General features: G+C 70.8%; 13 protein-coding genes, 1 tRNA gene and 1 pseudogene. 4 read left to right on the top strand and 11 right to left on the bottom strand.

Going from position 1 to position 15,080, the window contains the following annotated elements; translation table 11 throughout:
- Positions 1 to 2 precede the first annotated feature (2 nt).
- The 7 genes from POF43_RS15220 to POF43_RS15190 are packed head-to-tail and all read right to left on the bottom strand — an operon-like array spanning position 3 to position 8,772.
- The gene (locus tag POF43_RS15220; protein WP_271316350.1) at positions 3 to 1,031 is read right to left on the bottom strand and encodes a replication-relaxation family protein; all 1,029 of its coding nucleotides are present in this window, start codon (positions 1,029 to 1,031) and stop codon (positions 3 to 5) included.
- The gene (locus POF43_RS15215) at positions 1,028 to 2,122 is read right to left on the bottom strand and encodes a type IV secretory system conjugative DNA transfer family protein (RefSeq protein ID WP_271324547.1); all 1,095 of its coding nucleotides are present in this window, start codon (positions 2,120 to 2,122) and stop codon (positions 1,028 to 1,030) included. Before POF43_RS15215 ends, POF43_RS15220 begins: the two co-directional genes overlap by 4 nt.
- Positions 2,089 to 3,522 (bottom strand): DUF8128 domain-containing protein, encoded by a 1,434-nt coding sequence (locus POF43_RS15210; protein ID WP_271324548.1) that lies wholly within the window; start codon positions 3,520 to 3,522, stop codon positions 2,089 to 2,091. Before POF43_RS15210 ends, POF43_RS15215 begins: the two co-directional genes overlap by 34 nt.
- Positions 3,522 to 4,352, bottom strand: coding sequence for a GP88 family protein (locus POF43_RS15205; protein ID WP_271324549.1), 831 nt, complete (start codon positions 4,350 to 4,352; stop codon positions 3,522 to 3,524). The genes POF43_RS15210 and POF43_RS15205 overlap by 1 nt, the downstream gene beginning before the upstream one ends.
- A gap of 45 nt (positions 4,353 to 4,397) precedes the next feature.
- Entirely contained in the window at positions 4,398 to 6,275 is a 1,878-nt protein-coding gene (locus POF43_RS15200; RefSeq protein WP_271324550.1) for a VirB4 family type IV secretion system protein, read from the bottom strand.
- Positions 6,272 to 7,315, bottom strand: coding sequence for a PrgI family protein (locus POF43_RS15195; RefSeq protein WP_271324551.1), 1,044 nt, complete (start codon positions 7,313 to 7,315; stop codon positions 6,272 to 6,274). The genes POF43_RS15200 and POF43_RS15195 overlap by 4 nt, the downstream gene beginning before the upstream one ends.
- On the bottom strand, positions 7,312 to 8,772 hold the full coding sequence (locus POF43_RS15190; RefSeq protein WP_282704601.1) for a TrbL/VirB6 family protein: 1,461 nt from the start codon (positions 8,770 to 8,772) through the stop codon (positions 7,312 to 7,314). The genes POF43_RS15195 and POF43_RS15190 overlap by 4 nt, the downstream gene beginning before the upstream one ends.
- 3 nt (positions 8,773 to 8,775) lie before the next feature.
- Here POF43_RS15190 and POF43_RS15185 point away from each other — a divergent pair, with 3 nt between their 5' ends.
- On the top strand, positions 8,776 to 8,973 hold the full coding sequence (locus POF43_RS15185) for a hypothetical protein (protein ID WP_282704600.1): 198 nt from the start codon (positions 8,776 to 8,778) through the stop codon (positions 8,971 to 8,973).
- 109 nt (positions 8,974 to 9,082) lie between these two features.
- Here POF43_RS15185 and POF43_RS15180 read toward each other — a convergent pair whose 3' ends face one another.
- Together POF43_RS15180 and POF43_RS15175 are read right to left on the bottom strand one after the other, a co-directional pair.
- Complete coding sequence (locus tag POF43_RS15180; RefSeq protein ID WP_308217741.1) at positions 9,083 to 9,508, bottom strand: pilin; 426 nt, start codon at positions 9,506 to 9,508, stop codon at positions 9,083 to 9,085.
- Positions 9,499 to 10,188 carry a hypothetical protein gene (locus POF43_RS15175; protein WP_271325460.1) on the bottom strand — a complete coding sequence of 230 codons (690 nt, stop codon included), beginning with the start codon at positions 10,186 to 10,188 and terminating at the stop codon, positions 9,499 to 9,501. The genes POF43_RS15180 and POF43_RS15175 overlap by 10 nt, the downstream gene beginning before the upstream one ends.
- An 825-nt stretch (positions 10,189 to 11,013) precedes the next feature.
- Between POF43_RS15175 and POF43_RS15170 the strand changes: the two genes are divergently transcribed.
- The 3 genes and pseudogenes from POF43_RS15170 to POF43_RS35145 all read left to right on the top strand — a co-directional run.
- Positions 11,014 to 11,952: a hypothetical protein gene (locus POF43_RS15170; protein ID WP_282704599.1), complete on the top strand. Its 939-nt coding sequence runs from the start codon at positions 11,014 to 11,016 to the stop codon at positions 11,950 to 11,952.
- Positions 11,949 to 12,770 (top strand): DNA methyltransferase, encoded by an 822-nt coding sequence (locus tag POF43_RS15165; RefSeq protein ID WP_282704598.1) that lies wholly within the window; start codon positions 11,949 to 11,951, stop codon positions 12,768 to 12,770. Before POF43_RS15170 ends, POF43_RS15165 begins: the two co-directional genes overlap by 4 nt.
- A gap of 317 nt (positions 12,771 to 13,087) precedes the next feature.
- Positions 13,088 to 13,993: pseudogene (locus POF43_RS35145) on the top strand (recombinase family protein); the annotation flags it as partial.
- Positions 13,994 to 14,008: 15 nt separating this feature from the next.
- Here the strand turns inward: POF43_RS35145 and POF43_RS15155 are convergent.
- Positions 14,009 to 14,683, bottom strand: a complete 675-nt coding sequence (locus POF43_RS15155; RefSeq protein ID WP_271325658.1) for a hypothetical protein — start codon at positions 14,681 to 14,683, stop codon at positions 14,009 to 14,011.
- A 46-nt stretch (positions 14,684 to 14,729) separates the two neighbouring features.
- Positions 14,730 to 14,814 (bottom strand) — tRNA-Leu (locus POF43_RS15150).
- Between the last annotated feature and the right edge of the window lie 266 nt (positions 14,815 to 15,080).

The raw sequence follows: 15,080 nt of genomic DNA, 5'->3' as shown, positions 1-15,080 counted from the left end.
GTTCACCGACCGGGACGACGCACGGACGGGCGGGGTGGCCAGGGGTTCGGGGCGGCCGGAGTGTTGCCCGAGGCGTCCTGTCCGGGGGTGGCGGCCGGGGTGAGGCGCGGCAGTTGGGGCCAGGCGCGGTGGAGGTCGGTGAGGGGGCGGCGGTTCGCGGTGCGGTTCGGGAAGAGCGGCAGCCACCGTGACGTTCCCGGGGCTGGCACGGTCTCCTGGAGATCCCCGCTCGTGGTGGCGATGGGAACGGAGCCCGGGTCGTCGAGCAGGTCGAGCGCGTCGGCCAGGGCGCGGCGGACCCGGACCTCCCGGTCCGGTGTCGGCACCCACACCAGCACCGGTGTGATGATCCCGGTGGTGGCGGCGAGTTTGGCGTAGCCGCCGAGTTTCGCGCCGACGCGTTCGGGGCGTTCGGTGCCGAAGTCGAATTCGAGGAACCACTCGAACTCGGCTCCGGTGTCGTGCTGTTGCCAGCGGCCGTAGGCGTCGGGACGGACGATGTCGCCGTAGTGGCGGGTGCAGCGGGCCTCGGACCACCAGGCGGTCAGGTGCCCGGCGGCGTCCGGGCGGCGGGAGTCGTGGATGAGGGCTGCGAAGAACGCGTTGGTGCCGACGGTGTGGGCGAGGCGGAGGGAGTGGGCCAGTCCGATGGCGCGGTCGTGCTTGTAGTTCAGCGCGGTCGGCTCGATGCCGTCCTCGCGGGCGAGGATCGTGGCGCCTGCTACGTCGAGGACGTAGTGCATGGGGGCGGTGCCGTAGGTGACGAACGGTTGGAAGCGGTCGATGACCCGCCAGGTGTAGAGCTGAAGGAGCCGCAGGTTCGCGGCGCGGAGGGACGGCCAGGCCAGCGCGGCTATCTGGCTGCTGGTCAGGACCTTGTGTTCGTGGAGCATGTGGGCCAGCCACCGGTCGCGTTCGGTGAGCCGGGCCGCGAGGCGGGCGGTGTACTCGCCGCTGGCGGCCAACCGGGGGCGGGGGCGTTCCGGGCGGTGGCCGCGAAGGGCGCGTTGCGGGGTCGGGTTGGTGATCATGCGACGTCCTCCGCGAGGTCGGGGGTAGCGGGGCGGCGGCGGGGATCGGCGGAACCGGTGCCCTTGCCGAGCTGGACCGCCCCGACGGTGCGGGGCGCGGCGTTTTGGCGGGCCGCGGTGCGGATCAGCCGGGCGCGGCCGGGGATGGCCGGCTGCAAGGGCTGGGTCAGCGCGGTGAACGGCGGGGCTTCGGCACCGTTGACGACGGGGCGGACGACGACGTGGAAGGCGTCGAGGTTCGACAGGTCGTGCGCTGTCAGCCGAGGTTCGGTGTGCCGGGCGAGGTGGCGGGCGTCTTCGGGTGAGGCGTTGAAGAAGACCTTGGTGCGGGCGTTGGCGCTGATGCCCTCTTCGAGTTCGCGCGGCAGCTGGCGCAGGTACTGGTGCGCGAGGGTCATGGACAGGCGGTAGCCGCGGGCCTCGGCGAGCATGTCCTCCATGGCGTACGGGAGGTTGAGGAAGTTGTGGGCCTCGTCGATGTAGAGGCTGGCGTCGCGCCGCTCGCTCTGCGGGAGGCTGGCGCGGCGGGTGGCGGCCTGCCAGGTGCGGGCGACGATGATCGATCCGATGAGATGCGCGGTTTCCGCGCCGAGGGCGTCCTTGGCGATGCGGACCATGCAGATCCCGCCGTTGAGGACGTCGTCCATGTCGACGGTGGAGGGGCCGCCCGCGATGGCGGAGCGGACGAACGGGCGCAGCAGCAGGCCGCGGATCTTGTTCATCAGCGGGGCGGTGGCCTGGGCGCGGGAGGGTTCGGACAGGTGCTCGTACCAGGTCCAGAAACCGCGCAGGACGTCGTCGTGGACGTGTTCGAGGGCGCGTTGCCGGAAGGCGGGGTTGAGCAGGAGCTTGGGCAGGTCGGTCAGCACCGGTGTGCCGGGCATGGCGCGGAGGGTGAGCAGGCCGGCGCGGAGGATGTCGTCGGTACGTGGGCCCCAGGACGAGGCGTAGATGCGGGAGAAGATCGAGACGAGGTTGTCGACGGTCCGGGCCGGGTCGTCGCCTTCGAGGGGGTTGAGGATCGGCGGGCGGGTGCGGTCGTCGGCGTCGAACAGGGTCACCTTCCCGGCCAGCTCCTCGGGCAGCCGCATGAGGATGTCGGTGACTTGGGATCGACCACCACGACGCCACGCCCGGCTTCGGCGTCGTCCAGGATCATCCGGGCCATCAGCTCGGACTTGCCCGATCCGGTGGCGCCGAGGATGTGCAAGTGGTGCCGGGCGTCGGGGATACGCAGGCCCACCGGACGCGGGTTGCCGGTGTCGGTGACGCCGATCGGCCGGACACCGGGGCCGCAGGTGGCGACGCCGGGCGGCGGCGGAACGGCGCGGGCACCAGCGCGTTGCAGGGCGGGGATCGCCTCATCCCACGGCAGATGAGCCAGCACGGCCAGTTCCGGGATGGACAGCAAGTCGCCCTTGTCGAGCCGCCGTTCCCCCAGATGGATCAGCGGGCGGCGCAGGCGGGTGCGGCGGTAGTAGTTGTGCTCGGTGAACCCGGCGAACGCCGAAGCGATCGCGTGCGCCCGGCCGCGCAGGTGGTCCTCGGTAGCCTGCCGGGCGGCGGCATCCAGGGTCGTGGTGGTGAAGACGGCGTAGCGGACGCGGGTCTCGAACGGCGTGCCGCGCTGCTTGGCGATGATCACGCGGTCCTCGGCGGCGTTCTCCAACGTGGTCTGGCGGTCCAGCACCGTGGCGGTGATGCGGCGGCGCGGGGAACGGTGGTGGCCGGGGGCGAGCAGGTCGAGCAGCCGGGCGGCGGGGCTACCGGCATGGCCCACGCGCAGGTGCCGGGCTGCCCGGCGAGCCGACGTCACGCGCCGCCCGGTCACGGGCCGGGCCAGCACCTGGACCACCGCCTTCTCCCCGCCGCCGAGCCCGGCCGGCGCGCCGAGGAGCGCGCGGATCGGGTCGGCGGGGAAGTCGGTGCGGATCGGAAGGGCCTCGCTGCGGGCGAGGCGTAGTTCGCCGCCTGCGGCAACAGGGTCGGGTGTGGCGGTCAGGGGTGGGGCGGCGGTGGTCTTGGTGTGGGCGCCGGGCCAGGCGGCTTCGATGGCGCGTTCGACCATGCCGGGCGGGATGACGCCGGGGACCCAGATGCGGATGCGGATGGTCTCGCGGTCGAAGACGTACTCCCACGCCAGATGCGGCTGGCCGGTCAGGCGGCGGCGCCAGGCGGGGCGGAGCACGCCGACCAGGTTCGACCACAGCGCGGCGGCGCCGTTCGGGTCGGCGGCTGGCGGCGGCAGGATCTCGACCAGCCGCGCCCCGGAGGCCAGGGTGCGGCGGCAGCGTGAGCGCCACCACGCCCGCGCGGCGAACAGCCCGGTGACGACGGCGGCGAGCGACGGTCCGGCGACCGGACCCCATGCGAGCACAGCGTGGCCGAGACCGTCGAGCAGGCTGTGCACGGCGCCGCCCGGGTCGCGCAGGTAGCGGCTGACGGGTGAGCGGGGATCGGTGAGGGAGGCGAGGTGAAGGGGTGTGATCATCAGGCCGCCGCTCGCTGCTCGCCGGCTGAACCGCCGTCCGCGCGGGACCGCGTCGGCAGCTGCACCACCGTGGCCGTCTCGCCGAACACCGGATGGCCCGTGCGGCGGGCGCGCCGCTGTTCGTCGGCTTCGGCCTGCCACTGGCGGAACGTGCGGTCGCCGAGCTGGGCGAGCGCGGCGGGGATGCGGTTTGCCGGGACGGCGACCCGGCGGGGACCGAGGACGGACAGGAGGTCACTGGCCGCCTGGGAGTGCCAGCCGGCCGCAGTGGCCGCGGCTTCGTCGGGGAAGACGTCGGCGACGCGGTCGCGGTCCGGGTCGAGTCCCGCGTCCTGCGTGCCGCCGAAGCTGTAGACCCAGCGGAAATTCTCCGGCGCGCGGCCCTCCACCAGCTCGCGGAAACGCCTGACTTCTTTCGTGTACGCGTAGAACGACGTACCGGGGTGATCCCGCACGATCCGCAGCCAGGCAGCCAGGTACGCGTCGGAGAAGAAGTCACCGGCATCGTGTACGCGGACCCATCGGCCCCGGAATTTCGGCAGGTCGAGTTCCGTGTTCATGGCACGTTCCCAGCCCGGCAGGTCGTCCAGCACGAACCGGAGATTCGCCTGATGCCGGGCGAGAACGTTCGGCCACCGGTACGTGCTGTGCCGGGCGTAACAGGCGTCCCGGCACACCCCGGCGGACGGGCAGGTGTTGTACGTGCGGCCGTCGGCGAATCGGCCGGCCCATGCGGGCAGGGTCCAATTCCAGACACCGATGGCGCGAAGTCGACGGTTCTGAGTGAGCAGCCGGGCGGGCCGGTTCGGGGGCAGATCGGAAAAAGGCATGGTTCACCCTTCGGGAGGAGATGAGGGAGTTGCCGAGCGGGCTCGTCAGGCCGCGTCGAGGAAGAATTCGCCGTTGTCGTCGGTGAGGAGTTCCCGTGCTTCGGCCGGCAGCGGGTACTGCTCAGCTGCCGAGGAGTCGGACCCGGCGTTTGGGATTTCGCCGAGCGCCGCGAGTTCGGCGGGATTCGTCGTGACCAGCTGGTGTTCGGTGGGCGAGGCGATCGCCTGAAAGGCCACCCGGTGCGTCCCGCTGGACAACAGCCCCTGCCCGCGCTCGGCGGACAGCAGGAATTGCCGTTCGCCGTCGGAGAGGTTGAACGCGCGGGTGATGTCGGCGATGGCCTGCGGGGCCTGGCGCAAGAGGATCTGCGTCGCGGCGTTCGCGACGACGGCTTTTCCCAAGTCGGTGGCGAGGACGTCGGGGGTGTCCTGGGTGGCGACGGTCAGGCCGGCCCAGCGTTTCCGGCTGGCCTTGGCCATGCGGAACAGGAACTCCGCGCCGGCCGGCTGTTTCATCAGCAGCCACGCCTCATCCACGGTGACGAGGCGGGGCCTGCGGTCGGCGGTGTCGGAGATGCGCTGCCAGACCGCGTCGAGGGTCAGCAGGGTGCCGACGGGCTTGAGTTCGTCGGGCAGGTCGCGCAGGGAGAAGACGACGAGGTGGCCGGACGGCCGGGTGGTAGTCGGGCCGTCGAACAGGCCGGAGAACGCACCGCGGACGAACGGGTGCAGCCGCGAGGCGAGGTTCTTCGCCGTCCTGTTGGCCGAGGCCCGCAAGACGGTGGCGAGGTCCTCGAGGACGGGGGCCGGACGCGTCCAGGTGCGCGGGTCCTCGGTGATTCCGGCCCCGGCGTACGTGGCGGTGATCGCCTCGTCCAGCACGGCCCGGTCTCCCGGGGCCAGCTCACCGAGCAGCACGCCGAGCACGGTGTGGAGATGAAGAGAACGCCGAACGAGGGCGTCAGGCGGTGCGGTCCGCCGACCGTCCGGGCGGGTACGGACCGGCAGGTCGAACGGGTTGAGCCGCACGCCCTGTTCGCCGAGCCGGACATACGTCCCGCCGACCGCACCAGCCAGGCGGGCGTATTCGTCCTCGGGGTCGATGACGTAGTTCTCGATGCCCCGATACAGCGACCGCAAAAGTTCCAGCTTGACGAGGTAGGACTTGCCGGCGCCGGAACGGCCGAGGATGACCGCGTTGTGGTTGTCCAGGGCGAACCGGTCCCAGTGCACCAGCCCTTGCGAGCCGATGTTGTAGCCGTAGAGCACCCCGTCCGGCGCGGCCACCGAGGTCGGGTCGGCCGGGGGAAGGTCGGGGCTGGTGAAGGGGAACGCGGCCGAGAGCGCGGCGGTGTCGAAGGTGCGGCGCATGCGGACCTGGTCCAGGCCCATGGGCAGGCACGTCACCCAGCCCTGGAGCGCCCGGTAGGTGGTGGGCTTGGCGTCCAGTAGCAGGCTGGCGGCCAGAGAGCGGACGGCGGCGACTTCGTCGGTGAGGTCGTCGGCGCTGGTGGCGTGGACGGTGAGGTAGAGGCCGACGCGGAACAGCTTGCCCTCCCCGCGGGCGACCCGGGCGGACAGGTCGTAGGCGTCCTCGGTCGCGGCCTCTACATGCGGGTCGATCAGCCGGCCCTTCTCGCTGGTGTGCCGGCGCCCGGACTCCAGCTTGGCCAGCTGCCGCTTCAGGCGATTGGCCGCCGTGACGGGGTCGATCGGCTCGACGTGCAGGGCGACGTCCACCCGTCCCGGGTAGGTGAGCAGCGGTTGCAACCACCCGGCGCTGACCTCACGGGGGTAGCCGGTCACCGCGAACGAGGCGACTCGTTCGGCACCGACTTCGAGGTGCCTGGCGCCGACGGTGAGGGCATCGGGGGCGAAGGCGCCTGCCGGGTTGTGCGGGGTGCGGGTCGGCCTGCGCTTCACGGCTGCCCCCAGTCATCGGAGCCGCCCTGCGCGGTGATCACATCGTCGGTACCGGCCATGGCAGAGGAGAGCGGCACCAGGCTGTCGGGGTTGCAGGCGGAGGCCAGCACGGCCGTGGCCTGCCCGGGGTCGAGCGGTGTCACGGTGACGTCGGCGGGGCCGAGCAGGTCGACCGCCTCGGCGAGCCGCTGTGCGAGACGGGCTTCGGCGGCTCGGCGCAGGGATTCGCTCCGGCCGGTGGGCCGGCGCCGGCGCCGGTGCAGCGGGGATGCCCCGCCGAGACCGTCCACGGGTCCGGCCGGCTGAACGGGTTCGCGTAGGATCAGCAGCACCTGGCGCCGCAGGAGATCCGTGCCTCCGGACAGCTGGGCGAGGTAGTCGGCGTGTTCGCGTGCGGCGGTTTCCAGCGCCGGGTGCGGCATGCCGGGTGCCTGGGTGCGCAGGTCGGCGATCTGCCGGGACAGGTCGAGGCGTTCGGCGCGGATGAGGATCTGGACCGGTGCGGTGAGGGAGTGCAGGTAGCGGCCGAAGCAGGCAACGAGCGCGTCTTGTTCGTCCTGGGTGCGCAGGGCGAAGTTCACCGTGCTGCACACCGCGACCACCGCCAACCCGTCGTCGCCGAGGTCGATCACCCCGGTCTCACCCACGGATTCGGCCGGCAGGCTGAGCGGCGCGGGTGCGGCCGGGGCGGCTCCGGGTTCGACCACGGCCCGCTCAGCCAGCCAGACCGGTGCCGGGTGAACGCCTTCCGGCGCGGTGACCCGTTGGCGCGGCGTCGTCCGTTGCCGCAGCGCGGCGAGAACGAGACGGTCGAGCGGGAGTCCGTCGCGCTGTCCGACAGCCAGGAGCACGGCGACGACGGCGACGGGCAGTGAGGCGGCGGCGAAGACCGGCAGCGGAACCAGGCCGCGGGTGGCGGACCAACCGCCGTACAGGATGGTTCCGGCGACGACGAGGATGAGGAGCTGTCGGGCGGTGAGGTTGCCCAGCACCTTGTCCTCGCGGTCGACGTCAGCGGGGATGCGAACGGGATAGCTCATCGGGGTTCACCTCCTGGGCTGTTGCGGCGGGGGGATCGCTGGGGCGGCAGGACGCGCGGCGGCTTGGCGGGCTGAGCCGGGCGGGGGGAGCTGAAGGTGGGGGTGGCCGGTGGCCAGGGTCGCCGTACCGGGGACGGGGACGGCGCCGTGGCCGGCGGCGAGAACGTGGCGGCGGGCGGCGTGCCGGACGGGCGCGGGGCCGGCGCGGGCGGCCGGTTCGGCGAGCTGAACGTCGCGGCCGGAGGTGCGGAACGCGGAGCCGTGCGAGGTGGCCTGCGCGGTGTGCCGCCCGGCGGGCGGAAGGCCGGTGGACCCGGTGGTTGTGCAGGCCGCGGTGAGGGGACCGGCGTGCGGTCAGCAGGGCCGCTCGGTGGTTTGCCCGGTTCCTGGAACACCGGGGCCGGGGGTGGCCCGGAGGGGCGTTCCGCCGGGCGGGAGGCGCTGTCCGGAGTGGGCGCCGGGGACAGGAACAGCGGTTGGCCGGGCGGGGTCAGTGTCCGGCGTGGTCGGCCCGCCGCCGGCACGGAACCGAGGGTGCTGCTGGACGTCGACCGTCCCCGGCGCTGCGCGGCTGCCGGACTGGCTGAGGCGGACCGCGTGGTCTTCTGCGGGCGGCTCTTGGGGGCGGCGGGCTTCAGCATGCCCATCGACTTGGCCACGACGTAGTCCCTGGCCAGGCTGCTGGCGAAGTTGCCCTTGTTGCTCAGGCCGATGCTGCCGAGAATCCAGAACGGCGTCTTGAACAGGATGTAGACCAGCCCCAGGGAGACGACCAGGTTGACCAGGCCGGTCTGCGTCGTGTCGAACATCGTGAACCCGCCCGGTCCGAGGAAGACCCGCATCGCGGTGATGAGCGTCAGGGACTGCACCACCTGGATCGCGAGCAGGCCGCCGAACGCCTTCCACCACCACCGCGCGATCCCCTCGGTCTGCGGCAGCGCGTGACACATCAACGCCACCGGTGCCCCGGCGATCAGGATCACCGTCAGCGAGACCCGGACCGCGTAGACGACCAGGAGCGCGACCAACAGGCCAGCCAGCACCCCGCCGAGCAGCACCAGGTACAGGCCGCCGGACTGGAAGTTGATTGGGGACAGGATGAGGTTGCGCAGGGTCTGGCTCGCGGTGTTCTCGTCGACGCCGGGGCCCATTACCGCGCGGGACAGCGCGTTGGCGACGACCACGGCCTGGCCGCAGACGAACAGCGACATGGCTGCGGCGATGAACCCCAGTGGGATGCGCGTGGCCAGCTGCTTGATGGAGTAGCGGGTCTGGGCGGTCTCGTGGGCCATGACGATGACGCCGGCGATCGTGACCAGTAGCGCGTAGCTGGCGACCACGATGTCCCAGGAGTTGTTCCACAGCTCGCCGATCCTGGGCAGCTGGGCGGGTGTGGGCGTGGTCAGCAGGGTGCGGCCGAGCAGGTCGAGCAGCGGGTTGAGCGCGTCGGAGACCACGCCTTGAAGAACGAGTTGATCGCGTCGACGATCGAGTCGGCGATCCACCCGGAGATCCCGCCCCCGGAATCGCTGGACGTGTCGCCGGTCGGCTCGGCTGCCGGGGTCGTGGGTGCGGTGGATGCCGGAGCCGGCGAACGGGGGCTCGGGGAGGAGGCGGGGGACGCAGTCGCCGTGGGTGCGGCGGGCGGGGCCGGTTGAGGCGGCGCCGCCTGAGCGGGCAACGCCAGCACGACTACCGCCACGGTCGTGGTGAGGACCAAGGCGAGCGCCTTACACCGCCGGTTCGAACGGAACGTGGTCGGTGGCATCAGGCACCCACGATGCCCTTGAGAACCTGGACGACCAGTGGGGCCAGGGCGGCGAGCGCGTAGCCGTAGCCGGCGCTGCGGAACGCGGTCTTGGCCTTCTCCACCTCGCCCGGGTCGCCGCTGGCCATCAGGTACCGGACACCGCCGATCGTGAGGAACACGGTGGCCAGGCCGGCGAGGATGCCCATGATCCAGTTGCGGATGTTCGTCAGGATCGCGCCCACCGAGCTGGCGATCGCCAGCACTTCATGCCCGGTGGCGGCGTGGGCGGATGAGCCGCTGGCCAGGGTGACCAGGGCGGCGAGGAGGGTGAGGGCCAGCGGGCGGCGCCACCGGCGGATCAGCCGCGCGACCGTGCGGCAGTGGATGACCATGAGGGGGACGAGTGTCCCGGCGAGTCGGTGGGATTGAGGTATCAGGCGCATCGGCGCACCTCCGAGTCCGGTTCCGGCGTCGAAGCGGGCGCACTGCCCCCGCACCCCAAAAGACCGGAATCCGCCCCCGTTTTGGACACGCTCCGCGCGACTTCTTCGCCCCCACCGCGCCCGATCACCGTCACATCGAGTGATGAAACGGGCCGTCGCCCGGCGTCCGCGAGCAAGGTGTCCATGGCTTCGGTGGCGACCGGATCGTCACCGTCGGTGTCGCGCGCCTCATCGCGCAGGTAGGCGACCAGGCGCAGTTCCGCCCGACGGCGGGCCTTGTACGCGGCGGCCCCGGTCGTATGGTTACGGTCGGCCCACTCAGTGACCGAGACCTCGTCCAGCCGGGTATCACCGATCAGGTCCGCCTCGGTTCGGGTCAGGACTCCCGCACCGACCGCCTTGTCCAGCACCAGGTCCGGATGCCCCCACGGAGGCCGCGGCGGCGCCGAATGGAACTCCGGACTCGTGGGGGCCGGCGCGTCCAGCGCCTCGGTCAGCGCTGCCAGTCCCTGCCGGTAGGCCGACCACCGCAGCCGCACCAGCACCCGCGGCCGGTCCAGATCGACCGTCGTCAGCGCGTTCAGGAATCCCGCCAGCACTTCCGCGTGAACGTCGTACACCTCGCCGGGAAACCGCGCCGAAAGCCACTGCGCCACACCGGCCAGCGCGGGCAGCGCCATTCCCGCACATGCCAGCGTCCAAGCTGCCCCCTCTTCTCGGGAACGGCTGATGAGATACCGCCAGACCGCGTCACGGGTTGTCGGGGAGCAATGACGGCTGAGCAGTCGGTCCCGCAATTCATCCAGGGGTATATTCCGGTTCGGAAGGCCGGGAAAATCGCGGCCGTCCACGGCTGCGGGAGATGGGCCGGCGGTCAGAGCAGCGAAGGGATCTCGCGCCACGTCGAGCGGGTACTGCCGATCCCGCCCGGCGCTTCCGCGAGGAGTGATGGGTTGAGTGGCCATGCTGGGCGCCTCTCCGGAACGAAGGAGTTGTGACGCCGACCAGCAAGCCAGTCCACCGACAAGAAAAGGACAGGAAAGAGACAAGGTCCCGTTCCGAAGCACCGAGACCGGCGAAAAGAAACGACTAAATACAGAGACCGCGACCGACTCCGACCGGGTCCGCGCCGCCACCAGGCTGGGCCATCCGAACGGAGGGGGATAGGGTCTTTAATAGCCTCCGATCAGGAGGTTTAGTCGTGATCTAGGTGTCGATCGTGAGCACCGGCACGCTGTGGAACCCCCGGACCGGGCCCCAGCGGTTGACCATGGTGCCCCGCCCTCTGGGACAAGGAAGAATTGCTCGTTGATGTGTGCCGCGTGCCCGTCGCCTGAACGCTTAAATCCCTGCCCTTGGTGACAGACCAGCACCTCCACCCAGCCGGGGACTCGCCCAGTCCCATCCTGGCCGGAAGATTCCTCGACTGGACCTGTCCAAAAAGGGCCCGGAAACGCGCCTCTTGGAGTGCCAGCACATCGGCAGCTCCCAGGAGGACACCTCAAATGCCCCACCAACCAGCAACCAGTCCAGCCGACGCTTTCCCCGATTCATCGCATCACCAGGTAAACGCCACCCTGGGCGCCAAAGAACACCAGGGGCCATGGGGGCGGAATCAGGTCTGGGCCGTCGCACTGGACCACCCCGAATCGCGGACGACGCCGACCTGGATGCTCAATGCGGCCGAAATGCTCGTCGAGCACTATTCCCCGGCCAGCGGCAGGGTTCTGGTTCTCGCCGCTGCGGCTGTTTCGGAATGGTCAGGAACCCGGGGCGTGCTGAACGCCGATGACGCGGCGCGGCGGCGAGGCCGCCAGATGATCCCGCTCATGGAGATCGCCGCCGTCGGCGCGCGCCTGGGCCGCCACCTCGAAGTCCGCCTCCACGACGGACCCAAGTCCGGACCCGCCGGCTTCCCCACCGAACCGGACCGCGACTCACACCCCGTCCCGACGCCCGGCACGGCCCTGCCCCCCGAAGCCGACCTCGGTCCAGACTCCGGACTATTGGCAGCCGGCCTCGGTGACGTCGCGGACCGCGTCACCACCACACCGTCGGACCCGGTGGCGTGGGACGCGGATCGCTTCGACACGGTGATCCTCATCGCCCACAAACCCGCTCCGGCCGCCGTGCCGAGCGTCACGTGGAGTCATCTCCTGCGTCCCGGCGGAACTCTGGCCGTCATCACGCACGGTTACGCATCCGGGAACCGGGTGGGGAACCTCGGCACGGCACTTCGACGATCGGCCGCCGCAGGCGGACTCGTTCAGATCGACCGCGTCCCGCTGCTCGAAGTCCCTATCCGGCGCGACGCCCTGGCGGCTGAGCGGCCCGCTGGCTTCGCGGACCACGACGGACCTCCCTGGCCACGCCGACACGCGGACCTGTTCCTCTTCGCCATGCCCGGCGCCCGGGAAGCCCGCGAAACGGGAGCACGCCGATGACCGCCCTCGGATCGGTCTGGGCCACTGGACAGACCAGCCCGCGCGGACAACTCCGTCAGGGCCCCTACATCTCCGCCACTGTGCACGACGCCGACCGCGTGCCCCCGGCCGTCGCCCGCCTCGCCATCGACCACCTCACCGCGGCTGGCGACACCGTCCTCGACCCGGGCTGCGGCGCCGGCACCGTCATCGTCGAAGCCCTCCGCGCCGGCCGCAATGCCATCGGGATCACCGACGACCGACGCTGGTGGTCCGTCGCCCGCGCCAACATCACCGCCACCCGCCGCCGCACCGACGCTCACACCGACGCCCTCCTCCTCGACGGCACCCCGCGCCGCGCCGCCGGACAGCTGACCGGCATGACCGGCACCGTCGATCTCCTCCTCGCCGGTCTCCGCCCCACCCCAGCCCTCGCCCCCGCCGACGCTCTGCGCCGTACGCTCGCGCACTGTCTGCCCCTGCTGCGCCCCGGCGCGCACGCGGCCGTCGTCCTGCGGACGACCCACGACGGGCCGAACTTCACCGATCCGATCGACGATGCCGCGAGGGCCGGGCAGGACGCCGGGCTTCTCCTCGTCGATCACTGCATCGCACTGGCTGGGCAACTGCGCGGCGATCGCCTGATCCCACCCCCGGCGCGCCAGTTCCGGTCACCCTCGACCGGATCTTTGGGTGCCGAGTTCCACGACGTGCTGATCTTCCGCGTTCCGGACCGCCCTCTCGCGTCGGCGGCAACACGGAGATTGCCCCGTGTTCGCTCCACAAAGCCGCCTTCCAGGACGGCAACCACGTTGCGGGAGATCGCATGCGCGGCGTGACACACCCGCCGTGTGGCGAACGCCACGCCGCTCCCAGCCAGCTGAGCAGAAAAGCATTCTCAAACGCCGCCGCCCCGCATAACGTTTCTGAACGTTCCGCGTTCCGCCATGGCTGACGGTCGAGAGTACTCACGGGATGAGCAACAGGAAGAAGTCCCGGTCACCGTCGTTTTGCCGACGGAACCACCCTTCCTGACCCCGGGCGCCGCACGAGCGCTCCTGCGGCTGATCCGCACCGTTCACCAACAACACCACGATCAGCAGTCCTTGCCGACTCCATCCCCGAGCGGAAAGGAAACACCAGGAAAGGAGGCGGCATGAGCGTGAAATACGCCTTCGCCGGCCGATGCTCCACAGAGGATCAGCAGGACCCCGTCGCCTCACGGAACTGGCAATTCACCCGGGCGAACGCCCTCATCGAATCCCACGGCGAGATCGTCACCGAGTTCTTCGACATCGGCCAGTCCCGCTCCATCCCCTGGAAGCGCCGACCGCAGGCGGCCCGGCTGCTGGAGTCCCTGAAGAACCCGAACCGCGGCTTCGACGCAGTCGTCATCGGCGAACCGCAGCGCGCCTTCTACGGCAACCAGTTCGGGCTCACCTTTCCCGTCTTCGTCCACTACGGCGTTCCGTTGTGGGTGCCGGAGGTCGGCGGCGCGGTCGACCCGGAGTCCGAGGCGCACGACCTCGTCATGTCGGTCTTCGGCGGGGTCAGCAAGGGCGAGCGGAACCGCATCAAGATCCGGGTCCGCACCGCGATGGCCGCGCAGGCGAAGATCGAGGGCCGCTTCCTCGGAGGTCGCCCGCCGTACGGCTACATGCTGGTCGACGCCGGCCCGCACCCGAACCCGGCGAAGGCGGCGGACGGCAAGCGGCTGCATCGGCTGGAGCCAGACCCGGTCACTGCCCCGGTTGTGGAGCGGATCTTCGAGGAGTACGACTCGGGTATCGGCTACTTCGCCATCGCCCAGCGCCTCACCGACGACGGCATCCCCTGCCCCTCGGCCTACGACCGCAAGCGCAACCCCCACCGCACCGGGACCGCCTGGTCCAAGAGCGCGGTGCGCACCATCCTGACTAACCCCCGCTACACCGGTCATGAGGTGTGGAACAAACAGCGCAAGGACGAGGTCCTGATCGACGTCGAGGACGTCGCCCTCGGACACGAGACAAAGTTGAAGTGGAACCCCAAGGACGCCTGGGTCCTGTCCGACAAGCCCACCCACAAGGAACTGACCTCACCTGCGCGGTTCAAGCGTGTTCAGGAACGCCTGGGCAAACGCGGCCCGTCCTCGACCGGCCGCCAGGTCGTCCGTACGCACCACAGCTACGCGTTCAAGAGCCTTCTGCTCCACAAGAGTTGTGGTCGGCGTATGCAGGGGAATTGGGCCAACGACGAGGCGTACTACCGCTGCCGGTACCCGAATGAGTACGCCCTCGCGAACAAGGTCGACCACCCGCTCAACGTCTACCTGCGCGAGGCGAACCTCAAGGACTCGGTCGACCACTGGCTCGCCCAGACCTTCTCCGCACCGTTGATCGAGCACGCGCTGACCACGATGGAGGACTCTCAGCCGGGGGAGGACATGGAGGCCCAGGCTCTGCGGCGCGTGATCGCCGAATGCGATCGCAAGCTCGCCCAGCACCGTGCCGTCGCCGAGGCCGGCGGCGACCCGACCCTCGTCGCCTCCTGGAGCCGTGAGGTCCAAGCCGAACGCATCACCGCGCAGGTCCGGCTCACCCAGATTGGCGAGAACGGCGAGACCCCGCGACGACTCACCCGCGATGAGATCAGCGGGCTCGTCAACGCGATGGGCGGACTGCTGTCCGTCTTGTCGAAGGCGGACCCGGCGGACTCGGCGGAGGTCTACCGGCAGCTCGGGCTGACCCTGACCTACGACCACGAAACGCAAAAGGTGCTGGTCGAGAGTCGACCAGCACCTATGGGCGTACTGTGCGTGTCCGAGGGGGGACTTGAACCCCCACGCCCGATAAAGGGCACTAGCACCTCAAGCTAGCGCGTCTGCCATTCCGCCACCCGGACGGGGTGTGCCACCTGGGCCGTAAGCCTGGCGACGGGGTAAACCATAGCAAAGATCTGAGGCGGTCCGATCACGCCCGGGATCACGGTCGACGGCCTGGTGAGGCGCGGTCCGCCTTCCCCGCGGATCGCCTTGCCGACCCGCGACGAACGGCCACCCAGCTGCCTGCCCCCACCCCCGGCCCCGTCCCTTCCACTACGCCATCTGGCCGCCGCCGGCTCACCCCCAAACGCCGACCGCCCGCCCCCAGCCACCCCCACCCATGAAG

This window comes from Streptantibioticus silvisoli, assembly GCF_027947535.2.
GTDB lineage: Bacteria > Actinomycetota > Actinomycetes > Streptomycetales > Streptomycetaceae > Streptantibioticus_C > Streptantibioticus_C silvisoli.
This window is presented reverse-complemented; position numbering and strand designations above follow the sequence as displayed.

Excerpts from the sequence above, each read along its gene's own strand:
- POF43_RS15205 (WP_271324549.1), bottom strand. The coding sequence starts at position 4,352 with ATGCCTTTTTCCGATCTGCCCCCGAACCGGCCCGCCCGGCTGCTCACT.
- POF43_RS15175 (WP_271325460.1), bottom strand. The coding sequence starts at position 10,188 with ATGGCGCTGCCCGCGCTGGCCGGTGTGGCGCAGTGGCTTTCGGCGCGG.
- POF43_RS15210 (WP_271324548.1), bottom strand. The coding sequence starts at position 3,522 with ATGATCACACCCCTTCACCTCGCCTCCCTCACCGATCCCCGCTCACCC.
- POF43_RS15195 (WP_271324551.1), bottom strand. The coding sequence starts at position 7,315 with ATGAGCTATCCCGTTCGCATCCCCGCTGACGTCGACCGCGAGGACAAG.
- POF43_RS15180 (WP_308217741.1), bottom strand. The coding sequence starts at position 9,508 with ATGCGCCTGATACCTCAATCCCACCGACTCGCCGGGACACTCGTCCCC.
- POF43_RS15215 (WP_271324547.1), bottom strand. The coding sequence starts at position 2,122 with ATGCGGCTGCCCGAGGAGCTGGCCGGGAAGGTGACCCTGTTCGACGCC.
- POF43_RS15220 (WP_271316350.1), bottom strand. The coding sequence starts at position 1,031 with ATGATCACCAACCCGACCCCGCAACGCGCCCTTCGCGGCCACCGCCCG.
- POF43_RS15165 (WP_282704598.1), top strand. The coding sequence starts at position 11,949 with ATGACCGCCCTCGGATCGGTCTGGGCCACTGGACAGACCAGCCCGCGC.
- POF43_RS15170 (WP_282704599.1), top strand. The coding sequence starts at position 11,014 with ATGCCCCACCAACCAGCAACCAGTCCAGCCGACGCTTTCCCCGATTCA.